General features: G+C 66.3%; 19 protein-coding genes. 10 read left to right on the forward strand and 9 right to left on the reverse strand.

What is annotated here, in order from left to right:
• Positions 1–111 precede the first annotated feature (111 nt).
• The 5 genes from J2X92_RS17980 to J2X92_RS18000 form a co-directional block, all read right to left on the reverse strand.
• Positions 112–1,437: an ABC transporter substrate-binding protein gene (locus tag J2X92_RS17980; protein WP_307577334.1), complete on the reverse strand. Its 1,326-nt coding sequence runs from the start codon at positions 1,435–1,437 to the stop codon at positions 112–114.
• Between the two features lie 75 nt (positions 1,438–1,512).
• Positions 1,513–2,589 carry a branched-chain amino acid ABC transporter permease gene (locus J2X92_RS17985; protein ID WP_307577336.1) on the reverse strand — a complete coding sequence of 359 codons (1,077 nt, stop codon included), beginning with the start codon at positions 2,587–2,589 and terminating at the stop codon, positions 1,513–1,515.
• 2 nt (positions 2,590–2,591) lie between these two features.
• The gene (locus tag J2X92_RS17990) at positions 2,592–3,521 is read right to left on the reverse strand and encodes a branched-chain amino acid ABC transporter permease (protein WP_307577338.1); all 930 of its coding nucleotides are present in this window, start codon (positions 3,519–3,521) and stop codon (positions 2,592–2,594) included.
• The gene (locus J2X92_RS17995; RefSeq protein ID WP_307577340.1) at positions 3,521–4,306 is read right to left on the reverse strand and encodes an ABC transporter ATP-binding protein; all 786 of its coding nucleotides are present in this window, start codon (positions 4,304–4,306) and stop codon (positions 3,521–3,523) included. The genes J2X92_RS17990 and J2X92_RS17995 overlap by 1 nt, the downstream gene beginning before the upstream one ends.
• Positions 4,307–4,358: 52 nt before the next feature.
• Positions 4,359–6,314, reverse strand: coding sequence for an AMP-dependent synthetase/ligase (locus J2X92_RS18000; RefSeq protein ID WP_307577342.1), 1,956 nt, complete (start codon positions 6,312–6,314; stop codon positions 4,359–4,361).
• An 84-nt stretch (positions 6,315–6,398) separates the two neighbouring features.
• Between J2X92_RS18000 and J2X92_RS18005 the strand changes: the two genes are divergently transcribed.
• From J2X92_RS18005 to J2X92_RS18020, 4 genes are all read left to right on the forward strand, one after another.
• Positions 6,399–7,148 (forward strand): Crp/Fnr family transcriptional regulator, encoded by a 750-nt coding sequence (locus tag J2X92_RS18005; protein ID WP_307577343.1) that lies wholly within the window; start codon positions 6,399–6,401, stop codon positions 7,146–7,148.
• 16 nt (positions 7,149–7,164) lie between these two features.
• Positions 7,165–7,635 (forward strand): hypothetical protein, encoded by a 471-nt coding sequence (locus tag J2X92_RS18010; protein ID WP_307577345.1) that lies wholly within the window; start codon positions 7,165–7,167, stop codon positions 7,633–7,635.
• 61 nt (positions 7,636–7,696) lie between these two features.
• Positions 7,697–8,461 (forward strand): SDR family NAD(P)-dependent oxidoreductase, encoded by a 765-nt coding sequence (locus J2X92_RS18015; protein ID WP_307577347.1) that lies wholly within the window; start codon positions 7,697–7,699, stop codon positions 8,459–8,461.
• Positions 8,462–8,493: 32 nt separating this feature from the next.
• A complete protein-coding gene (locus J2X92_RS18020) occupies positions 8,494–8,751 on the forward strand; it encodes a hypothetical protein (protein ID WP_055802363.1) in 258 nt (85 codons plus the stop codon).
• 132 nt (positions 8,752–8,883) lie between these two features.
• Here J2X92_RS18020 and J2X92_RS18025 read toward each other — a convergent pair whose 3' ends face one another.
• Both J2X92_RS18025 and J2X92_RS18030 read right to left on the reverse strand, forming a co-directional pair.
• The gene (locus tag J2X92_RS18025) at positions 8,884–9,930 is read right to left on the reverse strand and encodes an MBL fold metallo-hydrolase (RefSeq protein ID WP_307577350.1); all 1,047 of its coding nucleotides are present in this window, start codon (positions 9,928–9,930) and stop codon (positions 8,884–8,886) included.
• Positions 9,931–9,991: 61 nt separating this feature from the next.
• Positions 9,992–10,981, reverse strand: a complete 990-nt coding sequence (locus J2X92_RS18030) for a Bug family tripartite tricarboxylate transporter substrate binding protein (protein ID WP_307577352.1) — start codon at positions 10,979–10,981, stop codon at positions 9,992–9,994.
• 193 nt (positions 10,982–11,174) lie between these two features.
• Between J2X92_RS18030 and J2X92_RS18035 the strand changes: the two genes are divergently transcribed.
• Positions 11,175–11,552, forward strand: a complete 378-nt coding sequence (locus tag J2X92_RS18035) for a VOC family protein (protein ID WP_307577353.1) — start codon at positions 11,175–11,177, stop codon at positions 11,550–11,552.
• Between the two features lie 22 nt (positions 11,553–11,574).
• Here the strand turns inward: J2X92_RS18035 and J2X92_RS18040 are convergent, their stop codons facing one another.
• Both J2X92_RS18040 and J2X92_RS18045 read right to left on the reverse strand, forming a co-directional pair.
• Positions 11,575–12,156, reverse strand: a complete 582-nt coding sequence (locus J2X92_RS18040) for a superoxide dismutase (RefSeq protein ID WP_307577355.1) — start codon at positions 12,154–12,156, stop codon at positions 11,575–11,577.
• Between the two features lie 35 nt (positions 12,157–12,191).
• Complete coding sequence (locus J2X92_RS18045) at positions 12,192–12,863, reverse strand: helix-turn-helix transcriptional regulator (protein WP_307577357.1); 672 nt, start codon at positions 12,861–12,863, stop codon at positions 12,192–12,194.
• A gap of 288 nt (positions 12,864–13,151) precedes the next feature.
• Between J2X92_RS18045 and kdpF the strand changes: the two genes are divergently transcribed.
• Genes kdpF through J2X92_RS18070 form a run of 5 tightly spaced genes read left to right on the forward strand, consistent with a single transcriptional unit; the run spans position 13,152 to position 20,444 of the window.
• On the forward strand, positions 13,152–13,250 hold the full coding sequence (gene kdpF, locus J2X92_RS18050; RefSeq protein WP_041943086.1) for a K(+)-transporting ATPase subunit F: 99 nt from the start codon (positions 13,152–13,154) through the stop codon (positions 13,248–13,250).
• Between the two features lies 1 nt (position 13,251).
• Positions 13,252–14,976, forward strand: coding sequence for a potassium-transporting ATPase subunit KdpA (kdpA, locus tag J2X92_RS18055; RefSeq protein ID WP_307577360.1), 1,725 nt, complete (start codon positions 13,252–13,254; stop codon positions 14,974–14,976).
• A gap of 11 nt (positions 14,977–14,987) precedes the next feature.
• Positions 14,988–17,087 carry a potassium-transporting ATPase subunit KdpB gene (kdpB, locus tag J2X92_RS18060; RefSeq protein ID WP_307577362.1) on the forward strand — a complete coding sequence of 700 codons (2,100 nt, stop codon included), beginning with the start codon at positions 14,988–14,990 and terminating at the stop codon, positions 17,085–17,087.
• 13 nt (positions 17,088–17,100) lie between these two features.
• The gene (gene kdpC / locus J2X92_RS18065) at positions 17,101–17,682 is read left to right on the forward strand and encodes a potassium-transporting ATPase subunit KdpC (RefSeq protein WP_307577364.1); all 582 of its coding nucleotides are present in this window, start codon (positions 17,101–17,103) and stop codon (positions 17,680–17,682) included.
• A gap of 17 nt (positions 17,683–17,699) precedes the next feature.
• The gene (locus J2X92_RS18070) at positions 17,700–20,444 is read left to right on the forward strand and encodes a DUF4118 domain-containing protein (RefSeq protein ID WP_307577366.1); all 2,745 of its coding nucleotides are present in this window, start codon (positions 17,700–17,702) and stop codon (positions 20,442–20,444) included.
• Positions 20,445–20,448: the final 4 nt, after the last annotated feature.

Consider the following 20,448-nt stretch of genomic DNA (forward strand, 5'->3'; position numbering starts at 1 on the left):
TCACTCTCTTTTCGGGAAACACCGCGGAACCGGCTTTGCCGGGCCGCTGGTGTTGCCCCCACGAAGGGGGTTGGCGGAGCGACACGAAGTGCGCGAAGACTGGGGGTGGGCCTAACTTTGGCATTCGGCGGGGGTGCGAGGCGTCAGCTTCTTCTCGACCGCGTACTTGGCGGCGGTCGACTTCACGAGCGGCTTGATGATTTGCTCGTCAGCCTGCAGCCAGTCGGACGTGAACTTCCATGCCTTGCCGTCCCACGTGTGGATGCGCGCCCAGGCCGCACCCATGTGGTCGGTGCACGAGGTGCTGATGGGCCGCATCACGCCGGCAAATCCCAGGGCGTCGAGCTTGGCCTGCGTAAGGTTGAGGTTCTCAAGGCCCCAGCGCACCTGCTCGCCCGTCATGACCTTGCCCTTGCCGAAGCGTTCCTGTGCAGAGCGGATGCCTTCCACGCCAAGCATCGCGCTCATGGCGCCGCGCATGTAGAGCACCTGTCCCACTTCTTCCTTGGGGCCCGTGCCCTGGTTCTTGTCGTGCAGCATCGAGACCACGTCCTTCGCGAGCTTCGATTGCGGCTCGGCACCATGCTGCATGGTCACGGCGTTGTAGCCCTTGGCGCCGTCGCCCACGTCCTTCACGTCGGGTTCTGCGCCGGCCCACCACACGCCGTACATCTTTTCGCGGGCGAAGCCGGTGGCCTGTGCTTCCTTGAGTGCGGTCGAATTCATCACGCCCCAGCCCCACAGCAGCACGTAGTCGGGCCGGGCCTGGCGCACCTGCAGCCAGGTGGCCTTTTGCTCAACCCCGGGCGCCGTCACCGGCAACAGCTGCAGATCGAAGCCGTGCATCTTTGCGCGCTCCTGCAGCAGCGGGATCGGCTCCTTGCCGTACGGGCTGTCGTGATAGATCAGAGCGATCTTCTTGCCCTTGAGCTTGTCGAGCCCGCCTTCCTTTTGGGCGATGGCCTGGATGATCGCGTCCGCGGCCACCCAGTAGGTGCCGGCGATCGGGAAGTTCCACTTGAACACCGTGCCATCGGCGCTTTCGCTGCGGCCATAGCCGACGGTCACCACGGGAATCTTGTCGACGGGCGCCTTCTCGGTGATGGCAAAGGTCGCGCCGGTCGAGAGCGGCTGCACCAGCGAGGCGCCGCCGTTCTTGCCCTTCAGGCGCTCGTAGCACTCCACACTGCGCGCCGTGTCGTAGCCCGTTTCGCATTCCTCGAAGGAGAGCTTCACGCCGTTGATGCCGCCGCGCGCATTGACCAGCTTGAGGTAGTCGACATAGCCATTGGCCCAGGGCGTTCCGTTGGGCGCGTAGGCGCCGGTGCGGTACGACAGCACGGGGATGAACTGCTCCTTGGCTTGCGCGAACGCAGGGGCTGCGCCCGCGAGCGCGGACACGATAGCCACGGCAAGTGCGAGTGATTTCAGTTTCATGGTTGTCTCCTGGTTGAATGGGAAGTCACGCTGGAAAAATGGCGCTTCGAAAAACATGTCGGTGCGCGGTGGCGGTCAATGGGGGAAGGGCCAGAGCCGCAGCTTCTGCTTGCCGGTCGACCAAAGCTTGGCCAGGCCGTGCGGCTCGACGATGAGGAACCACACGATCAGGCCGCCGAAGATCATCAGCTCCGCATGCGCAATGCCGACTGTGGAGATCTGCGCGCCGAACCAGCCGGCGATGACCGGCAGCGCCTGGTTCAGGACGATCGGCAGCACGGTGATGAACGCCGCGCCGAAGAAGGCCCCCGTGATCGAGCCGAGCCCGCCGATGATCACCATGAAGAGCAGCCGGAACGACTGGTCGACGGAGAACGCCGCCGGCTCCCAGGCGCCGAGATAGACGAAGGCCCACAGCGCGCCGGCCACGCCGATGATGAACGAGCTGACCGCGAAGGCGCTCAGCTTGGCGTACATCGGACGGATGCCGATCACCGCGGCCGCTACGTCCATGTCGCGGATGGCCATCCATTCGCGGCCAATGGCGCCGCGCACCAGGTTCTTGGTCAGCACGGCAATCACCACCAGCACGGCCAGGCAAAACAGGTACTTGCTCGCAGCGCTTTCGATCGGCCAGCCAAAGACCTGCAGGTTCGATACCGACACCGAGCCCGAGGGTGTGTCGAGGGTGAACCACTTGATGCGCAGGAACATCCAGTCGCTGAAGAACTGCGCCGCCAGCGTGGCGACCGCGAGGTAGAGGCCCTTGACTCGCAGGCTGGGCAAGCCGAACAAGATGCCGAACAGCGTCGCGCACAGTCCGCCCAGGATCAGTGCGGGCACAAGCGGCAGCCCCGGGAAGCGCACGAAGAAGTTGTAGGCCCCGTAGGCACCTACCGCCATGAAGGCGCCAGAACCCAGCGAGATCTGCCCGCAGTACCCCACCAGCACGTTCACGCCGAGCGCCGCCAGCGAGATGATCACGAACGGAATCAGGATGGCCCGCATCAGGTAGTCGCTGGCCAGAAAGGGCACGACCGCGAACGCGAAGATCAGCACCAGGCCGATGGCCACGCGGTCCTGCAAGATGGGGAAGACCTGCTGGTCGGCTCGGTAGCTGGTCTTGAACTGACCCGTTTCTCTATAGAACATGTTCAGACCCGATCAATTATTTTTTCACCGAAGAGCCCCTGCGGCCGGAACAGCAGGAACACCAGCGCCAGCACGTAGGCAAACCAGATCTCGATGCCGCCGCCCACGTACGGGCCCAGGTACACCTCCGACAACTTCTCGCCGACGCCGATGATCAGCCCGCCGATGATGGCGCCCGGCACCGAGGTTAGGCCCCCGAGGATCACCACCGGCAGCGCGCGCAGTGCCACCGTGGTGAGCGAGAACTGCACGCCCAGCTTGCTGCCCCAGATCATTCCGGCCACGAGAGCCACCACGCCGGCCACGCACCACACAATGACCCAGATGCGCGTGAGCGGAATGCCGATCGACTGCGCGGCCTGGTGGTCGTCGGCCACCGCACGCAGCGCGCGGCCAGTGCCGGTCTTCTGGAAGAACAGCGAGAGCAGTGCCACCAGCGCGGCCGCGATTGCGGCGGCATACAGGTCTTCCTTGTTGATCAGGATGCCGCCTTCGAACAGCGAGCCCAGAAGGAAGATCGGGTCCTTCGGCATGCCGATGTCGATCTTGTAGATGTTGCTGCCGAACAGGGTCTGACCCGCGCCGTCCAGAAAGTACGCGATGCCGAGCGTCGCCATCAGCAGCGTCGCACCTTCCTGGTTGACCAGGTGCCGCAGTACCAGTCGCTCGATGAGCCACGCCACCGCGAACATGACAAGCCCCGCCACGACAAAAGCCGCGCCGTTGGCAAACCAGCGGCTTTCGATGCCGGTCCACATCGGGATCCATTCGGCAAAGCGCGCCATGGCGAGCGCTGCGAACAGCACCATGGCGCCCTGCGCAAAATTGAACACGCCCGAGGCCTTGAAGATCAGCACGAAGCCGAGCGCCACCAGCGAATACAGCATGCCCACCATGAGGCCGCCAAAGAGGGTTTCGAGAAAGAAGGCCATCAGTGTTCGACCCCAAGGTAGGCACGGATCACGTTCTCGTTGCTGCGCACTTCGTCGGGCGTGCCGTCGCCGATCTTCTTGCCGTAGTCGAGCACCACCACGCGGTCGGAGATGTCCATCACCACGCCCATGTCGTGCTCGATGAGGACGATGGTGGCGCCGAACTCGTCGTTCACGTCCAGGATGAAGCGGCTCATGTCCTGCTTTTCTTCCACGTTCATGCCGGCCATGGGTTCGTCAAGCAGCAGCACCTGCGGCTCCATTGCGAGCGCGCGGCCCAGGTCGACACGCTTTTGCAGGCCGTAGGGCAGTCGGCCCACCGGGGTCTTGCGGTGCGCCTGGATCTCGAGAAAGTCGATGATGTGCTCGACGAATTCGCGGTGCTGCAGCTCTTCGCGTTCGGCCGGGCCCCAGCGCAGCGCCTGTGCGAACAGGCCGCTCTTCATCTTGAGGTTGCGCCCGGTCATGATGTTGTCGAGCACGCTCATGCCCTTGAACAAGGCCAGGTTCTGGAAGGTTCGCGCCACGCCCATCTCGGCCACCTGGCGCGAGTTCATGTGCTTGAAGGTCTTGCCGCGGAAGCTGATGGAGCCCTGCTGCGGCAAGTACACGCCGTTGATGCAGTTGAGCATCGAGCTCTTGCCCGCGCCGTTGGGCCCGATGATGGCCCGCACCTCGTGCTCGCGCACGTTGAAGCTGATGTCCGTGAGCGCCTTCACGCCGCCGAAGCTCAGGGAGATGTTCTGTACGTCGAGAATGACGTCGCCGATTTTTCTGCTGCTCATTCAGTGACCTCCGCGCTGCGCGCGGTATTCGCCTGGGGGGCGGCCCGGCGGCTCATGCCGCGGCCTTCACGATGGGGAAGGTCCTGGCCTCGACGATCTTCAGCGTGGCACTCACCATGCCGGTGCGCCCGTCCTCGAACTTGACCTGGGTCTCGATGTACTGCTCCGTCTTGCCGCCGTAGAGCGCGCTGACCAGCACCGCGTATTTCTCGGCGATGAAGCCGCGCCGGACCTTGCGGGTGCGGGTGAGTTCGTCGTCGTCGGGGTCGAGTTCCTTGTGCAGCACCAGGAAGCGCGCGATCTGCGTCTCGCCCATGCCGTCTTCGGTGGCGAGGTCCGCGTTCACCTTGGCAATGCATTCGCCCACCAGCGCCAGCACCTCGGGCTTGCCGGCCAGGTCGACGTAGCCGCCATAGGCCAGGCCGCGGCGCTCGGCCCAGTTGCCCACCGCTTCGAAGTCGATGTTGATGGCCGCGCAGACCTCATCGCGCTCGTTGCCGAAGCACACGGCTTCCTTGATCTGCGGAAAGAACTTGAGCTTGTTCTCGATGTAGTTGGGCGCAAAGATCGCGCCGCTCGCGAGCCGGCCCACGTCCTTGGCGCGGTCGATGATGCGCAGGTGGCCTTCGCTGTCGAGAACGCCCGCATCGCCGGTGTGAAAGTAGCCATCGGCATCGAGCACCTCGGCGGTGGCGTCGGGGCGCTTGTAGTACTCCTTGAGCACCGACACGCCGCGCACCAGCACCTCGCCGTCGTCAGCGATCTTGAGTTCGATGCCCGGCGCCGCGGTGCCCACCGTCTGCAGCTTGACCTTGCCGTCCTGCTGGAGGCAGACGTAGGCGCAGGTCTCGGTCTGGCCATAGAACTGCTTCAGGTTCACGCCGATGGAGCGGTAGAAGCGGAACAGGTCGGGCCCAATGGCCGCGCCGGCCGTGTAGGCCACGCGGATGCGGCTCATGCCCAGCACGTTGCGCAGCGGCCCGTAGATCAGCAGGTTGCCCAGGCCATACATCAGCCGGTCGCCCGTGCTCACCGGGGCGCCGTTGAGAATGTCGGCGCCCACGCGCTGTGCCAGCGCCATGAACTTGGCATACAGCCAGCGCTTGGGCGCTGCCGCGTCTTCCATGCGGATCGACACCGCAGTGAGCAGTCCTTCGAAGGTGCGCGGCGGGCCGAAGTAATAGCTCGGGCCGATCTCGCGCATGTCGTTCATCACCGTCTCAGACGATTCGGGGCAGTTGAGCGTGAAGCCGCCCACCAGCCATTGCGCCACCGAGAACAGATGGTCGCCCACCCACGCCATCGGCAGGTAGCTCATGATGTTGTCGCCGGGGCCGAGCTTGTCGGTCTCCACGCCGCCGCGGCCCGCCGCGATGAAGCTCGCATGCGTCTGGCAGACGCCCTTGGGGCGGCCTGTGGTGCCCGAGGTGTAGAGGATGACGCCGACGTCGGTGGTTTCGCCGCTTGCCACTGCGCGGTCGTAGTAGCCCACGTGGGTCTTGTCGAATTCGCGGCCCAGCTCGCGCAGCTGCTCGTAGCTCATGAGCCCGGGCTGGTCGTAGTGGCGCAGGCCCTTGGGGTCGTCGTAGATGATGTGGCGGATGCTCGGCGTCTTGCCCGCCTGGAGCTCGCGGCACTCGAGCAGCTTGTCGACCTGCTCCTGGTCCTCGACGATCACGAACTCGATGCTCGCGTCCTGCAGCATGAAGACCATCTCGCCGGCCACGGCGTCCTGGTAGAGCGGTACGGGCACACCGCGCAGGCTCTGCGCGGCGATCACCGCCATGTACAGGTGCGGGCGATTGGCGCCCACGATGGCCAGGTTGTCGAAAGCCTTGAAGCCCATGCTCGCAAGGCCGCACGCGATTTCGCGCACCTCCTGCGCCACGGCGCTCCAGTTCCAGGTTTGCCAGATGCCGAGGTCTTTTTCGCGGATGGCGGGCGCCTCAGGCTGGGCCTGGGCATGGGCGAGCAGCAGACGGGGGAAGGTGGGGGCGGTGGTTTGCACAGTGGCCGGATCGTAGGCCTCACTTTGACGTTAGGTTGTCGTTCCAACGACAATCCTAGGGACACTACTCCCCGGAGTTTCCCGATGCTTCACGGTGATTCGCACCACAGCGTGCACGGCGGTTCGATCAAGGACCGTGCGCGTTCTCCCAATGCCGCCGAGCTCGACGGCATCCCGTGGCTGCCCGCCCTCACGCCGGCCGAGCGCCGCCGCGCCGAGGCCGCGCTGGTGGTGGGCGAGGCCGAGGTCGGCGACCTGGTTTGCCGCGTCGGCCGCTCGCCGACCTACTGGTTCGGCGTGGTCGAGGGCTTGCTCAAGATGAGCAACGACAACGCCGACGGCGGCTCCGTCACCTATGCCGGCATACCGCCTGGCGGCTGGTTCGGCGAAGGCACGGTCATGAAGCGCGAGCCCTACCGCTACAACATCCAGGCGCTACGGCGCAGCGTGGTGGCGGGCCTGCCGATAGATAGCTTTCATTGGCTGCTGGACCATTCCATCGGCTTCAACCGCTTCGTGATGAACCAGCTCAACGAGCGGCTCGGCCAGTTCATTGCGGCGCTGGAGATCGACCGGCTCAACAACCCCGATGCGCGCGTGGCGCGCAACCTGGTGTCGCTGTTCAACCCCGTGCTGTACCCCGGCGTGGGCGAGGTGCTGCGCATCACGCAGCAGGAGCTCGCTTACCTCGTCGGCCTCTCGCGCCAGCGCGTGAACGAGGCGCTCAACGGCCTGTCGGCGCAAGGGTTGATCCGCGTGGAGTACGGTGGACTGCGCGTGCTCGACCTGCCGGGCCTGCGCGCGACCGCCATATCGAACAAGAAGAACGCCTGATCGGAAACGGAAACTCATGACCCTCAAAGACCAGCTCCAGATCGTTTCCGCAGATGCGGAAGCGGCTTTCGTTCCACCGCCCGAGGCGCCGAAGGCCAAGGCCCCTGAGACCGGCCCGACGCTCGACGAGGTCATGGCGCGCAACGAAGCGCTCACAGAAAAAATCGACGCACTCGACGCCGTGCTGGCCAAGCCGCTCGCCGAGATCCTTGCCGAGCGTGAGAAGGCCGACGAGGCCGCGCTCGCGTGGGACCGCTTCGGTGCGATGTGGATGCTCTCGCAGCGGGCCATGCGCCGCGTGGCGCTCGACCTTGCGGCGCAGCTCGGCGTGAGCGAAGAAGAGGTGGTGGCGCGTGCGATGACCCATGCCAACGCGGTGCTCAACGGCACGGACGAGGTCGACCTGGGCGGCACCATTGCGCCGGCGCAGCTGCAACACATCGCGCGGCATCGCGCCTTCCTGCGCAGGCAGTTCCGCCCCGCTTGACCGTCGCAGTGAGTCGACTCCCCTTACTCTCCCAGCCTTCGTTCCAGAAAGACTTTCCCCGATGACCGCTTCCCACCTCACCCTGATCACCGGCGCCTCGCGCGGCCTGGGGCATGCCATGGCCGAACAGCTGCTGCAGGCGGGCCACATGGTGCTCGGCATCTCCCGCCAGCAAAACCCGCAGCTTGCCGAGCTGGCGCACAAGGCCGGCGCCGAACTCATCCAGTGGGAGCAGGACCTGTCCGATCCCACCGCCGCATCGGACCGCGTCTCGGCGTGGCTCAAGACGCTCGACGGCCAGCGCTTCGACAGCGTGACCTTGATCAACAATGCTGGCACCGTTGGCAACCCCGCGCCGCTCGCAAGTTCGATTGCGGCCGACCTGTCGCTGGCGCTGCGCATCGGCCTGGAGGCGCCGATGCTGCTGACCGCCGCGTTCCTGGGCTCCACGCGCGAATGGCGCGGCGCGCGCAAGGTGCTGAACATTTCGTCGGGCCTCGGCCGCAACGCCATGGCGAGCCAGGCACCCTACTGCGCAGCCAAGGCCGGCATGGACCACTTCTCTCGTGCCGTGGCGCTGGAGGAAGCCGCCGCACCCAACGGTGCGCGCATCGTCTCGCTCGCGCCCGGCGTGATCGACACCGACATGCAGGTGCAGCTGCGCGGCGTATCGGCCGACAAGTTTCCGGACCGCGCGCGCTTCGAGCGCCTGAAGAACGACGGTCTTCTGGACAGCCCCGAAACCGCCGCGGCCAAGGTGCTCAAGTACCTGGCGCGCGCGGACTTCGGCAGCAACCCCGTGGCCGATGTGCGTGACCCCGCCTGAACGCCCACGAAAAAAAGAGCACAAAGAAAAACATGGCCACCGCAAAGTCGATCGACACCAGCGACTACAAGCTCTTTCCTTCACCGAGGAACGTGCACCGCGTCATCTTCGAACACCAGGTCTTCGTGCCGTACCCCTACGCCCTGATCGTGATGGAAGAGTTCTACTTCAAGGGCCGCTACAGCCTGTTCGCCGCCTGCCGCCTCAGCGACGGGAAGATGGGGCAGGTGGCGACCTTCGAGCTGGCATCGGACGTCGACATCTTCAACAAGAAGTTCACGCCCGACTGACCCTGTATTTCTCCCTCCCCCTCTGGGGGAGGGCAGGGGTGGGGGCACGACGGCCTCAACCTCGCACAGCGCTGAACGCGGAAGCCGCCCCCATCCCAGCCTTCCCCCAGCGGGGGAAGGAGCAAGGCAACCTCACTGCATCGCAAACCGGTCGCGCTGGGCCTGCGCGCATTCACCCATCACGTTCATCGCACGCTCGACGGCTGGCGTGCCGATCACGAACGGATTGGCGGCCGCACCGGGCGGCTGCTGGCGCAGTGCGGCCAGCCGGGCCTGCGAACTGTCGACGCCCGAATGGTTCGACAAAAGGACGTCGATGCGCTCAGCCTGCGCCACCTTGCCCATGCGCTGCGTCGAACCGATGTAGCTGTCGAGCCGCGGCAGGTCCTTGCCGAAGTTGAAGCTGGTGCCGCCCCACAGCATGGCTCGGTGTTTCTGGCCGCCTGCCACCACGTCGAACACCGGCGAGATGGTGCCCATGGTGTGGCCCGGCGTGACGTACAGCGTGAGGGTGGTATCGCCGAGCGTGAGGCGGTAGCCGTCTTTCACCGAAACATCGCGCTTGGGTGGCGCGCCCCAGATGGGCGTTGCGAATTCGAGCCGCGTCTCGGTCATGGTCCAGTCGATGTCGCTCATGACCACGCGGGCACGGTACTTCGCTGCGAGGTAGGGCGCGCCGCCGTAATGGTCGCCGTGGCCGTGCGTCACGACCACGTACTTGATCTGGGCCGGGTCGAGGCCCAGCTTGCGCATGCCGCCCTCGATGAGCGCGGCAGCTTCGGCCTGGGTGTTGAGCGCATCGATCAGGATGATGCCGTCCGAGGTCTTGATGGCCCAGGCGCTGACCCAGTCGGCGCCGACGAAGTACAGGTTGTCGAAGGCCTGGCCCGGTGGCGGGGCGGGCTTGGCGATCAACGCGGCCACACCCTTGTCCACTTCGGCCTGCGCCGGCCGCGTGGCGGCAGCGGGTTTGCAGAGCGTCAGCAGCGGCGTGAGGTCGGTGCCGGCGGCGCGCGTGGCGGTCGCAACGTGCGCGGCCACGGTGGCTTCCGATGGCGCTTCCTGCTGTCTGGGCGCCTGCACGCAGCCCTGCACCAGTGCGGCAACCACCGCCAGGGTGGTTGTCTTCAGCAACAGGGCGTTCTTGCTCTTCTTCGGATGATTCTTGCGCGGTGCCATCGCTGTCTCCATGCCGTCGATGCGGCCTGTTGTGGAGACGCCATTCTGCGACGGCGTGCGCTTATTCGATGGTCGCGCCCGAGGCTTGCACGATGCCCTTCCACTTCTCGTAGTCGGTCTTCAAGAGGGCCTCGAATTGCTCGGGCGTCATGCTCTGCGGCTCGGCGCCCTGGGCAATGATGGCGGCCTTCATTTCGGGCGTGGCCAGCAGCTTGTTCACTTCCGTATTCAGCGTGGCGATCACGTCCTTCGGCGTCTTGGCGGGCACGAAGAGGCCATACCAGGTCGACACGTCGAAGCCCTTGTAGCCGAGCTCGGCCACGGTGGGCGTGTCGGGCAGCGAGGTGCTGCGCTTGGCGGAGGTCACGGCCAGCGGGCGCAGCTTGCCGGCCTTGATCTGTGCCAGCGCCGAGGGCACCGACGAGACCATCAGATCGACGTTGCCCGCGAGCACGTCCATCATGGCGGCGTTGGAGCCCTTGTAGGGCACGTGGCGCATCTTGATCTGGGCGGCGCCATTGAAGATCTCGCCGGCCAGGTGGATGGTGGTGCCGTTGCCGGGCGAGCCGTAAGTCACGGTGTCGGGTGCGGCGCGCGCGGCGGTCACCACGTCGTTCAGCGTCTTGAACTTCGAATTGGCCTGCGTGACGATCACCACCGGCGTGTAGGCAACGTGGGCCACGGCCGTAAGGTCCTTCACCGGGTTGTAGCTCAGGTTCTTGTACAGCCAGGGCGCGACGACCATGTTGTCCTTCTGGCCCATCACGATGTCGTAGCCCGTAGGCGCGGCGCGCGCGGCTTCGGCAATGCCGATGGTGCCGCCGGCGCCGCCGCGGTTGTCCGGCACCACGGTCCAGTGGTTGGCCTCGGTGAGCTTCTGCGCCACCAGCCGCGCCAGGATGTCGGTGCCGCCGCCGGGCGGGAAGGGCACGATCATGCGCACGGGCTTGGCGGGATAGGCCTGTGCGTGGGCCGCCGTGTTGAACGTGACGGAAAGCGCGAGGGGGAGCGCCAGCCCAAGGGCCAGCGAGCGGGTGAATTTGCGGATCATGGAATTTGTCTCTCTATCGGGGGGAGCGGGGGCGGGCCTTGGGTCTTGCCAGGCACTGCACCAGGGGTGCAGTGTGCCGCAGCCGCAGCCCTGGGGTTTTCTTCGTTCGAGATGGGGGGCGTATCGGGTAGCGGCGGCTTGACTTGCCCACTGCGGCGCAGAAGATGAGTGTCTATTCACACAGGAGACAGCCATGCTCGGAAACTTCAATGCCGTGGCCAACATCGCGGTGAAAAACCTTGGCATCGCCCGCCGCTTCTACGAGGACACGCTGGGCCTGTCGCCCGCGGACACGGATTGCGAGGACCTGATCGCCTACCGCAGCGGTAACACGCGTATCAATGTCTACCAGTCTTCGTATGCCGGCACCAACCAGGCCACGGCCGTGACCTGGGCGCTGGGGGGCGACATCGAACGCATTGTGTCGGCGCTCAAGGAGAAGGGCGTGCGCTTCGAGCACTACGACATGCCCGGCACCAAGCTCGAAGGCGACGTCCACGTCATGGACAAGATGAAGGTCGCCTGGTTCAAGGACCCGGACGGCAACATTCTCAATCTGACCGACGATTGAGGCGCTGCCGCCCGCGCGGCGATCAGCCGAAGTTCTTGGCCGCGAAGTCCCAGTTGACCAGCTTGGCCAGGAAGGTCTCCACGAACTTGGGGCGCAGGTTGCGGTAGTCGATGTAGTAGGCGTGCTCCCAGACGTCCACCGTCAGCACCGGCGTGTCGCCGGTGGTGAGCGGCGTGCCCGCGGCGCCCATGTTCACGATGTCCACCGAGCCGTCGGCCTTCTTCACCAGCCAGGTCCAGCCCGAGCCGAAGTTGCCCACGGCCGACTTCACGAAGGCTTCCTTGAAGGCGTCGTAGCTGCCCCACTTGGCATCGATGGCCTTGGCCAGCGCGCCGCTGGGAGCGCCGCCGCCTTGAGGCTTCATGCAGTTCCAGAAGAAGGTGTGGTTCCAGATCTGGGCGGCGTTGTTGTAGATGCCGCCGCTGGACTTCTTGACGATGTCCTCCAGGGGCATCGACTCGAACTCGGTGCCCTTTTGCAGGTTATTGAGGTTCACCACGTAGGCATTGTGGTGCTTGCCGTAGTGGTACTCGAGGGTTTCCTTCGAGTACTCGGGTGCCAGCGCGTCCAGGGCGTACGGCAGGGGTGGGAGTGTGTGTTCCATGGTGGGGTTTTTCCTTTCGGGGTTGAGAAAACGGATCAAGGCGCGCTCTTGGGGCTCACCTGGTAGGCGCAGCGCCGCGCGCCCGCCAGCACATGCTCGATGCGGCTCACGCTCACGCCGGGGCCCAGCAGATCGCCCAAGAGCTGCAGTTCGCTGCGGCAAAAGCCGGTGCAGGCCCGCGCCGCGGTGCAGATGGGGCAATGGTTCTCGATGAAGAGAAAACCGTCACCCTCGGTACGGAACTCGGCCATGTAGCCCTCGCGGCTGCGAATTTCGGCCAGCCGCTCGAGCCTGGCCTTGAGGCTGCGCGCGCCGCGCAGTGCCTCAAGGTAGTTGGTGCGCATGGTTTCCTCACGCGCGTCGATGAGCTGGTCCATGCCCTTGTCGCCGAACACGCGAATCACGGCGCTGATCATCTGCACCGTCATCTCGGCGTGCGTGTCGGGAAAGCGCGCGTGCCCGGCGTTGGTCAGCCGCCAGATCTGGGTCGGCCGCCCCCGGCCGGCCGGACGGCTTTCGGCATCGACCAGGCCTTCGGCCTGAAGCTTGGCCATCTGCTGGCGCACGGCCTCTACGGTGACGTCGAGCACCTTGGCCATGTCGGGGATGCCCAGCGCGCCACGCGTCTTGAGCGTGGACAGGATGCGGTCCGCCCGCTGGTGGTTCGGCATCCAGGCGGGCTTGGCATCGAGCGGGGGCGCGGTCATTCCTTTTTATTTGTCAAAGCTATTTCTTTGATTATCAAGGGACTCGCAAGCCGTTGTCGAGCACTTCGAAAAGTGGGGACGCATTTACGGTTTCTTTATGCGCCCCGGCCGACTCTGTTTCCCGTTTTTACGTGTGCCTGCCGAGACTCGAGGCCTTGTCTTGCTGCAGGAGTGATGAATGGATTTGGTCTGGATGGGCGCCCTGCTGGCGCTGTGGGCGGTGGTGGCGGCCATGGCCGCCGGGCTCGACCGGCTTAACGCGCCGAAAAACGTCGGGGGAGAACGGCCGTGATCAGTCTCGAAGCTCTCTATGGATTCGGCGCATTGATTGCCGTGGTGCTGTTCGCGTACCTGGTGTTCGCCTTGATCTGCGCCGAGGAGTTTTGACATGACCTCTTCCGCCTGGTCCTTGTTGGCCTTGTTCCTCGTTGCGCTCGTGCTGCTGGCCTGGCCCGTCGGCAAGTTCCTGGCTGCACTGTGCAACGAGCGCCTGCCGCGCTGGATGCAGCGCATCGAGGCGCCGCTCTACAAGCTCGCCGGAATCCAGCCAGCGGAGTCGATGCATTGGCTGGCCTATGCACTCGCGCTGCTTGCTTTCAATGCCGTGGGTGCGATCTTTCTTTATGCGCTGCAGCGTCTGCAGGGCTCGTTGCCTCTGAACCCCGCCGCAATGGGCGCCGTGTCGCCCGACTCGGCCTTCAACAGCGCGGTGAGCTTCGTCTCCAACACCGACTGGCAGGGCTACGGAGGCGAATCGATCATGAGCTATCTCACGCAGATGCTCGGGTTCACGGTACAGAATTTCTTCTCGGCCGCCACGGGCATTGCAGTGGCCTTCGTGTTGATCCGCGGTTTCGCGCGGCGCGGCGACGGCAAGAGCAAGGGCCTGGTCGGCAACTTCTGGGCCGACCTCACGCGCATCACGCTGTGGCTCCTGGTGCCGCTGTCGTTCGTGCTCGCGCTGTTCTTCGTGGGCCAGGGTGTGATCCAGAACTTCGACGCCTACAAGACCGTGCACACGGTCGAGGCCACCGCGAGCGCGCAGACGATCGCCATGGGCCCGGTCGCCTCGCAGGAAGCCATCAAGATGATCGGCACCAACGGCGGCGGTTTCTTCAACGCCAACTCGGCGCACCCGTACGAGAACCCGACCGCGCTCAGCAACCTGCTGCAGATGCTCGCGATCTTTTTGATTCCGGCGGCCTTGTGCTTCGCCTTTGGACGCGTGGTCGGCGATCGGCGCCAGGGCTGGGCGGTGCTCGCGGCCATGGCGGCGATGTTCGTCGTCGCAGTGGCGGTCATCATTCCAGCCGAGCAGGCCGGCAATCCGCTCTTCGGCGCACTGGGCGTCGACCAGGTCTCGAGCGCGCTGCAAAGCGGCGGCAACATGGAAGGCAAGGAAGTGCGTTTCGGCATCGACGCCTCGGCACTCTTTGCCGCCATTACCACCGCGGCATCCTGCGGCGCGGTGAATGCCATGCACGACTCCTTCACGCCCATCGGTGGCATGGTGCCGATGGTGCTGATGCAGCTTGGCGAGGTGGTCTTCGGCGGCGTGGGCAGCGGCCTTTACGGCATGCTGATCTTCGCGATGCTCGCGGTGTTCATTGCGGGGCTGATGATCGGCCGCACGCCCGAGTACCTGGGCAAGAAGATCGAGGTGCGCGAGATGAAGCTGATCTCCATCGCCATCCTGGTCACGCCGATCCTGGTGCTGGCCGGCACCGCGGTGGCGGTGATGGCCGGCGCCGGCAAGGCCGGCATCGCAAACCCCGGCGCGCACGGCTTCTCGGAGATCCTGTATGCGCTGAGCTCGGCCGCCAACAACAACGGCAGCGCCTTCGCGGGGCTGTCGGCCAACACGCCGTTCTACAACGGCCTGCTCGGGCTTGCCATGTGGTTCGGGCGCTTCGCGGTGATCGTGCCGGTGCTGGCCATTGCCGGCTCGCTCGCGGCCAAGCAACGACTACCGGTCACCGGCGGCACGCTGCCAACGCACGGCCCGCTGTTCGTCTCCTTGCTGATCGGCACCGTGCTGCTGGTCGGCCTGCTCAACTACGTGCCGGCGCTAGCCCTGGGCCCGGTCGTCGAGCACCTCGTGCTCTGGAAGTGAGGGCGCGCACCATGACCGCCAATACAAAAAACTCTCTCTCGCTACTGGACGCCGCGCTGGTCAAGCCCGCGCTGTGGAGTGCCTTCGCCAAGCTCAGTCCGCGCACCCAGTGGCGCAACCCGGTGATGTTCATCGTCTACATCGGCAGCATCCTCACGACGCTGCTCTGGGTGCATTCGCTGAACTTCCCCGGCGACACGGGCATGAAGCCCGCCTTCGTGCTGGCCGTGTCTGTCTGGCTGTGGTTCACCGTGCTGTTCGCGAACTTTGCGGAAGCCCTGGCTGAAGGGCGCAGCAAGGCGCAGGCCGCGTCGCTGCGGGGGCTGCGCAAGGACACCTGGGCCAAGAAGATGAAGGAGCCGCATCATGGTGGCCAGTGGCTTCCGGAGCAGGCGCCGAATCTGCGAAAGGGCGACGTCGTGCTGGTCGAGACCGGCGATGTGATACCGCTCGATGGCGAGGTGATCGAAGGCGTGGCCTCGGTCGACGAGAGCGCCATCACCGGCGAATCGGCTCCGGTGGTGCGCGAATCGGGCGGCGACTTCTCGGCCGTGACAGGAGGCACCCGCGTGCTGTCCGACTGGCTGGTGGTGCGCATTTCGGTGAACCCCGGCGAGTCTTTCCTCGACCGCATGATCGGCATGGTCGAAGCCGCCAAGCGCCACAAGACGCCCAATGAGATCGCGCTCACCATCCTCTTGGTGGCGCTGACGCTGGTGTTCCTGATGGTCACGGTCACGCTGCTGCCGTTCTCGCTTTTCAGCGTGGAGGCTGCGGGCACCGGCACCGTGGTGTCGCTCACCGCGCTGGTGGCGCTCTTGGTTTGCTTGATCCCGACCACCATCGGCGGCCTGCTCTCGGCCGTGGGCGTGGCCGGCATGAGCCGCATGATGCAGGCCAACGTGATCGCCACTTCGGGTCGCGCCGTGGAAGCCGCCGGCGACGTCGATGTGCTGCTGCTGGACAAGACCGGCACCATCACGCACGGCAACCGCCAGGCCAGTGCCTTCCTGCCCGCGCCCGGCGTGACCAAGGGCCGCCTCGCCCGCGCCGCGATGCTGGCATCGCTGGCCGACGAAACGCCTGAAGGGCGCAGCATCGTTGAACTTGCGCGCCGCGATGGACTGGAAGCTGCATCTGTCGAGGGTGCCCGGTTCGTGCCCTTTACCGCTCAGACGCGCATGAGCGGCGTCGACCTACCGGCCGCATCCCAAAGCCTCGATACCGCCGCCATCCTGCTGCGCAAGGGCGCGGTCGACGCGGTACGCCGCCATGTGGAGTCGCTCGGTGGCGCGATGCCAGCCGAGATGCTGCGCGCGGCCGAAGAAACGGCGCGCCGCGGCAGCACGCCGCTGGCCGTGGCCGAGGGTGCCCGCGTGCTCGGCGTGGTGGAGCTCAAGGACATCGTCAAGACCGGCATCAAGGATCGCTTTGCCGAGCTGCGCCGCATGGGCATCAAGACAGTGATGATCACCGGCGACAACAAGCTCACCGCCGCGGCCATCGCGGCCGAGGCGGGCGTCGACGACTTCCTGGCCGAAGCCACGCCCGAGGACAAGCTGGCGCTGATCCGCAAGTACCAGTCCGAAGGCCGCCTGGTCGCGATGACCGGCGACGGCACCAACGACGCGCCTGCCCTCGCGCAGGCCGACGTGGCCGTAGCCATGGGCAGCGGTACGCAGGCCGCCAAGGAGGCCGGCAACATGGTCGACCTGGACTCGAATCCGACCAAGCTGCTCGAAGTGGTGGAGACCGGCAAGGCCTTGCTCATGACGCGCGGCTCGCTCACCACCTTCTCGATCGCGAACGACGTGGCGAAGTATTTCGCCATCATCCCGGCGATCTTCGTCTCGACCTATCCGCAGCTCGGTGCGCTCAACGTGATGCGGCTTGCAAGTCCGTCGTCGGCGATCCTGTCGGCCGTGATCTTCAATGCGCTGGTTATCGTCTTTCTGATTCCGCTCGCGCTCAAGGGCGTGCGCTACAGGCCGGTGGGCGCTGCTGCGCTGCTGCGCCGCAACCTCGCCATCTACGGTCTGGGCGGCCTCCTCGTTCCCTTCATCGGCATCAAGCTGATCGACTGGCTGCTCGTTGCCGTACACCTTGCTTGAAAAGCGCTTCATCATGAACAACAACTTTCGTCCCGCGCTCGTGCTCTTTGCGCTGCTGAGCGCGCTCACCGGTTTGATCTATCCGATGGCCGTCACCGGCGCCGCCAAGGCGTTGTTTCCGTCGCAGGCGGCCGGCAGCTTGATCGTGCAAGGCGGCAACACCGTCGGCTCGAAGCTCATCGGCCAGAACTTCAGCGATCCGAAGCACTTCTGGGGCCGGCCATCGGCCACCGCGCCGCAGCCCTACAACGCGAGCGCTTCGGGCGGCTCGAACCTCGGCCCGCTCAATCCGGCGCTCGTGGATGCTGTCAAGGCGCGGGTCGAAGCACTGCGCGCCGCCGACCCGGGCAACACTGCGCCGGTGCCGGTCGATCTGGTCACGGCCTCAGCCAGCGGACTCGATCCCGACATCAGCCCCGCCGCCGCGCGCTACCAGGCGGCGCGTGTGGCGCGCGTGCGCGGCGTGCCGGTCGGACAGGTGAATGCGCTGGTCGCCAGCCACTCGCAGGCGCCGCTCTGGGGCTTGCTGGGCGAGCCGCGCGTCAATGTGCTGGCGCTGAATCTCGCGCTCGATGGGAGCGGGCCGATGCGCTAACCTGCGCAGCCACCGCCATGCTCGACGCCCGCCCCGATCCCGACGCCCTTCTTGCGCAACTGCGCAGCGATGCGGCACGCTCATTGCGCGGCAAGCTGCGCATTTATTTCGGTGCCAGCGCGGGCGTGGGAAAGACCTGGGCCATGCTCAGCGCTGCGCAGCGCGAGCACGCGGCTGGGCGCGACGTGCTGGTCGGCGTGGCCGAAACGCACGGCCGCAGCGAAACCGCAGCGCTGCTTGCGGGGCTCAACGCGTTGCCGATGCGCGAGGTGGACTACCGTGGCCGGAGGCTGGCCGAGTTCGATCTCGACGCCGCCCTGGCCCGCAAGCCCGCCGTGCTGCTGGTCGACGAGTTGGCCCACACCAACGCGCCCGGATCGCGCCATGCCAAGCGCTGGCAGGATGTGCAGGAGCTGCTGTCCGCGGGCATCGAGGTCTGGTCCGCGCTCAATGTGCAGCACCTCGAAAGCCTCAACGGCACGGTAGGGGCCATCACCGGCGTGCGGGTGCACGAGACCGTGCCCGACACCGTGCTCGACGAAGCCGACGAGGTGGTGCTGGTCGACGTCACGCCCGACGAGCTCACGGCCCGGCTTGCGGCTGGCAAGGTGTATCTGCCCCAGCAGGCCGAGCGTGCCGCGCAGAACTTCTTCCGCAAGGGCAACCTGATCGCGCTGCGCGAAATTGCATTGCGCCGCACCGCCGAGCATGTGGAAGACGACGTGCGCGGTTGGCGTGTCGAGCAATCGGGCGCGGCCGGCAACGGCGAGGGCGGCGCGCTGCAGGCCTGGAACACCTCGGGCGCGATCCTCGCGTGCGTCGGCCCGCACGAGGGCGCCGCCCAAACGGTGCGCACCGCGGCGCGGCTGGCGGGCCAGCTCAACGTTCGCTGGCATGCAGCCTATGTCGAGACACCGCGGCTGCAACGGCTTGCCGCGCAGGAGCGCGACCGCATCCTCGCGGTGCTCAAGCTCGCGGAGGAACTGGGCGCCGCCACCGCGGTGCTCACGGGTTCCGACGTGGCCGAGCAGTTGGCCGAAGAGGCGCGGCGGCTCAACTGCGCGACGCTGGTGCTGGGACGCTCGGTGCCCTGGGAGGAATGGCGCCGCTGGTGGCCCGCCACGCCGACGCCGCTGTCGCGGGCGCTGGCGCAACGCGCGCCCGCGCTCGACATCCTGGAAGTGGGCCATGCCGACAGTTCGCGGCGCCTCGCGCGCGCAGCCATTAATGGCATGCGTGCCGACGAGGGCGATCACGAGAAGGCGCCCGTTCATTGGCCGGGCTACGCGTGGGCGACGGCCATCAGCGTTGCGCTCACGCTGGTGTGCGCGCCCCTGGCCCATGTGCTGGAGCTGTCCAACATCGTGATGCTTTTCATGTTGGGCGTGGTCGGCGTGGCCATGCGCTTCGGCCGCGGACCTTCGGCGCTCGCCGCTTTGCTCAACGTGGCGGCGTTCGACTATTTCTTCGTGCCGCCGCGCCTGTCGTTCGCGGTGAGCGACGTGCAGTACGTGCTGACCTTTGCGATCATGCTGGGCGTGGGCCTGCTGGTGGGCCAGCTCATGGCGGGCCTGCGCTTTGCGGCCGGCGTGTCTACCAGCCGCGAGCGGCGGGCACGCTCGCTGTTCGAACTTACGCGCGAACTCTCGGCGGCGCTGGAGAGCACGCAGGTCGTCGCGCTGGGCGCAGCCGCGGTGCAGGGCCACTTTGGCGGCCATGCGCTGGTGCTGGTCACCGACGCGGCCGACCAGCTCGTGCTGCCCGGGAGCCCGCCAGAGGGTTTCGATGCGCAGGTGGCTGACTGGGCCTTCCGCCATGGCCAGCCCGCCGGCCTTGCCACCGCCACGCTCGCAGCCCAGCCCTGGCATTACGTGCCGCTGCAGGCGCCCATGCGCGTGCGCGGCGTGCTCGCGCTCTCACCGTCGCAGCCGCGCTGGCTGCTGATTCCCGAGCAGGCGCAGCAACTCGACACGCTGGCCCGGCAGATCGCGATTGCGCTCGAGCGCGTGCACTATGTCGAGGTGGCACAACGGGCCGTGGTCGAGATGGAATCGGAGCGATTGCGCAACGCGCTGCTCGGCGCCATCTCGCACGACGTGCGCACGCCGCTCACCGCGTTGATCGCCCTGGCCGAATCGCTGCAGACCCTGCCGTCCGAGGCGCATGCCGAAGCGGCGCGCGCCATCGTCGCGCAAGCGCATGAACTGCACGCACTGGTCAACAACCTGCTCGACATGGCCCGGCTCGAAAGCGGCATTGCGGGCGGCGCGGTGAATCTGCGGCGCGACTGGCAATCGGTCGAGGAAGTGGTGGGCTCGGCCATACGCGCGGCGCGCACCTCGCTGGGCAACACCATCGTGCAAACCGCGCTCGACGCGGATCTTCCGCTGGTCGAATTCGATGCGGTGCTGATCGAGCGCGTGCTGGTCAACCTGCTGGAGAACGCCGCCAAGTACGGCGCGCCGCCGATCGTCGTCGGCGCACGGGCCGAGCGCGGCACGCTGGTGCTCACGGTGCGCGACCATGGCCCCGGCCTGCCCGCTGCGCTGCTCGGCCGCGAGCAGAAGCTGTTCGACAAGTTCACCCGCGGCGAGACCGAATCGGCCACACCGGGCGTGGGGCTCGGCCTTGCCATCTGCCGCGCCGTGGTGAGCGCACATGGCGGCGAGATTGCGGCAGCCAATGCAGAGGGCGGCGGTGCAGAATTCACTGTCACATTGCCGCGCCGCGAGCCGCCGGAACCGGCCGAAGCACAACTCTGAAACC

Origin of the sequence: Variovorax paradoxus (assembly GCF_030811855.1) — a bacterium.
GTDB lineage: Bacteria > Pseudomonadota > Gammaproteobacteria > Burkholderiales > Burkholderiaceae_C > Variovorax > Variovorax paradoxus_L.

What these genes read in the sequence shown, in the direction of transcription:
- J2X92_RS17980 (WP_307577334.1), bottom strand. Translation starts at nt 1,437, where the DNA reads ATGAAACTGAAATCACTCGCACTTGCCGTGGCTATCGTGTCCGCGCTC.
- J2X92_RS17985 (WP_307577336.1), bottom strand. Translation starts at nt 2,589, where the DNA reads ATGTTCTATAGAGAAACGGGTCAGTTCAAGACCAGCTACCGAGCCGAC.
- J2X92_RS17990 (WP_307577338.1), bottom strand. Translation starts at nt 3,521, where the DNA reads ATGGCCTTCTTTCTCGAAACCCTCTTTGGCGGCCTCATGGTGGGCATG.
- J2X92_RS17995 (WP_307577340.1), bottom strand. Translation starts at nt 4,306, where the DNA reads ATGAGCAGCAGAAAAATCGGCGACGTCATTCTCGACGTACAGAACATC.
- J2X92_RS18005 (WP_307577343.1), top strand. Translation starts at nt 6,399, where the DNA reads ATGCTTCACGGTGATTCGCACCACAGCGTGCACGGCGGTTCGATCAAG.
- J2X92_RS18010 (WP_307577345.1), top strand. Translation starts at nt 7,165, where the DNA reads ATGACCCTCAAAGACCAGCTCCAGATCGTTTCCGCAGATGCGGAAGCG.
- J2X92_RS18015 (WP_307577347.1), top strand. Translation starts at nt 7,697, where the DNA reads ATGACCGCTTCCCACCTCACCCTGATCACCGGCGCCTCGCGCGGCCTG.
- J2X92_RS18020 (WP_055802363.1), top strand. Translation starts at nt 8,494, where the DNA reads ATGGCCACCGCAAAGTCGATCGACACCAGCGACTACAAGCTCTTTCCT.
- J2X92_RS18025 (WP_307577350.1), bottom strand. Translation starts at nt 9,930, where the DNA reads ATGGCACCGCGCAAGAATCATCCGAAGAAGAGCAAGAACGCCCTGTTG.
- J2X92_RS18030 (WP_307577352.1), bottom strand. Translation starts at nt 10,981, where the DNA reads ATGATCCGCAAATTCACCCGCTCGCTGGCCCTTGGGCTGGCGCTCCCC.
- J2X92_RS18035 (WP_307577353.1), top strand. Translation starts at nt 11,175, where the DNA reads ATGCTCGGAAACTTCAATGCCGTGGCCAACATCGCGGTGAAAAACCTT.
- J2X92_RS18040 (WP_307577355.1), bottom strand. Translation starts at nt 12,156, where the DNA reads ATGGAACACACACTCCCACCCCTGCCGTACGCCCTGGACGCGCTGGCA.
- J2X92_RS18045 (WP_307577357.1), bottom strand. Translation starts at nt 12,863, where the DNA reads ATGACCGCGCCCCCGCTCGATGCCAAGCCCGCCTGGATGCCGAACCAC.
- kdpA (WP_307577360.1), top strand. Translation starts at nt 13,252, where the DNA reads ATGACCTCTTCCGCCTGGTCCTTGTTGGCCTTGTTCCTCGTTGCGCTC.
- kdpB (WP_307577362.1), top strand. Translation starts at nt 14,988, where the DNA reads ATGACCGCCAATACAAAAAACTCTCTCTCGCTACTGGACGCCGCGCTG.
- kdpC (WP_307577364.1), top strand. Translation starts at nt 17,101, where the DNA reads ATGAACAACAACTTTCGTCCCGCGCTCGTGCTCTTTGCGCTGCTGAGC.
- J2X92_RS18070 (WP_307577366.1), top strand. Translation starts at nt 17,700, where the DNA reads ATGCTCGACGCCCGCCCCGATCCCGACGCCCTTCTTGCGCAACTGCGC.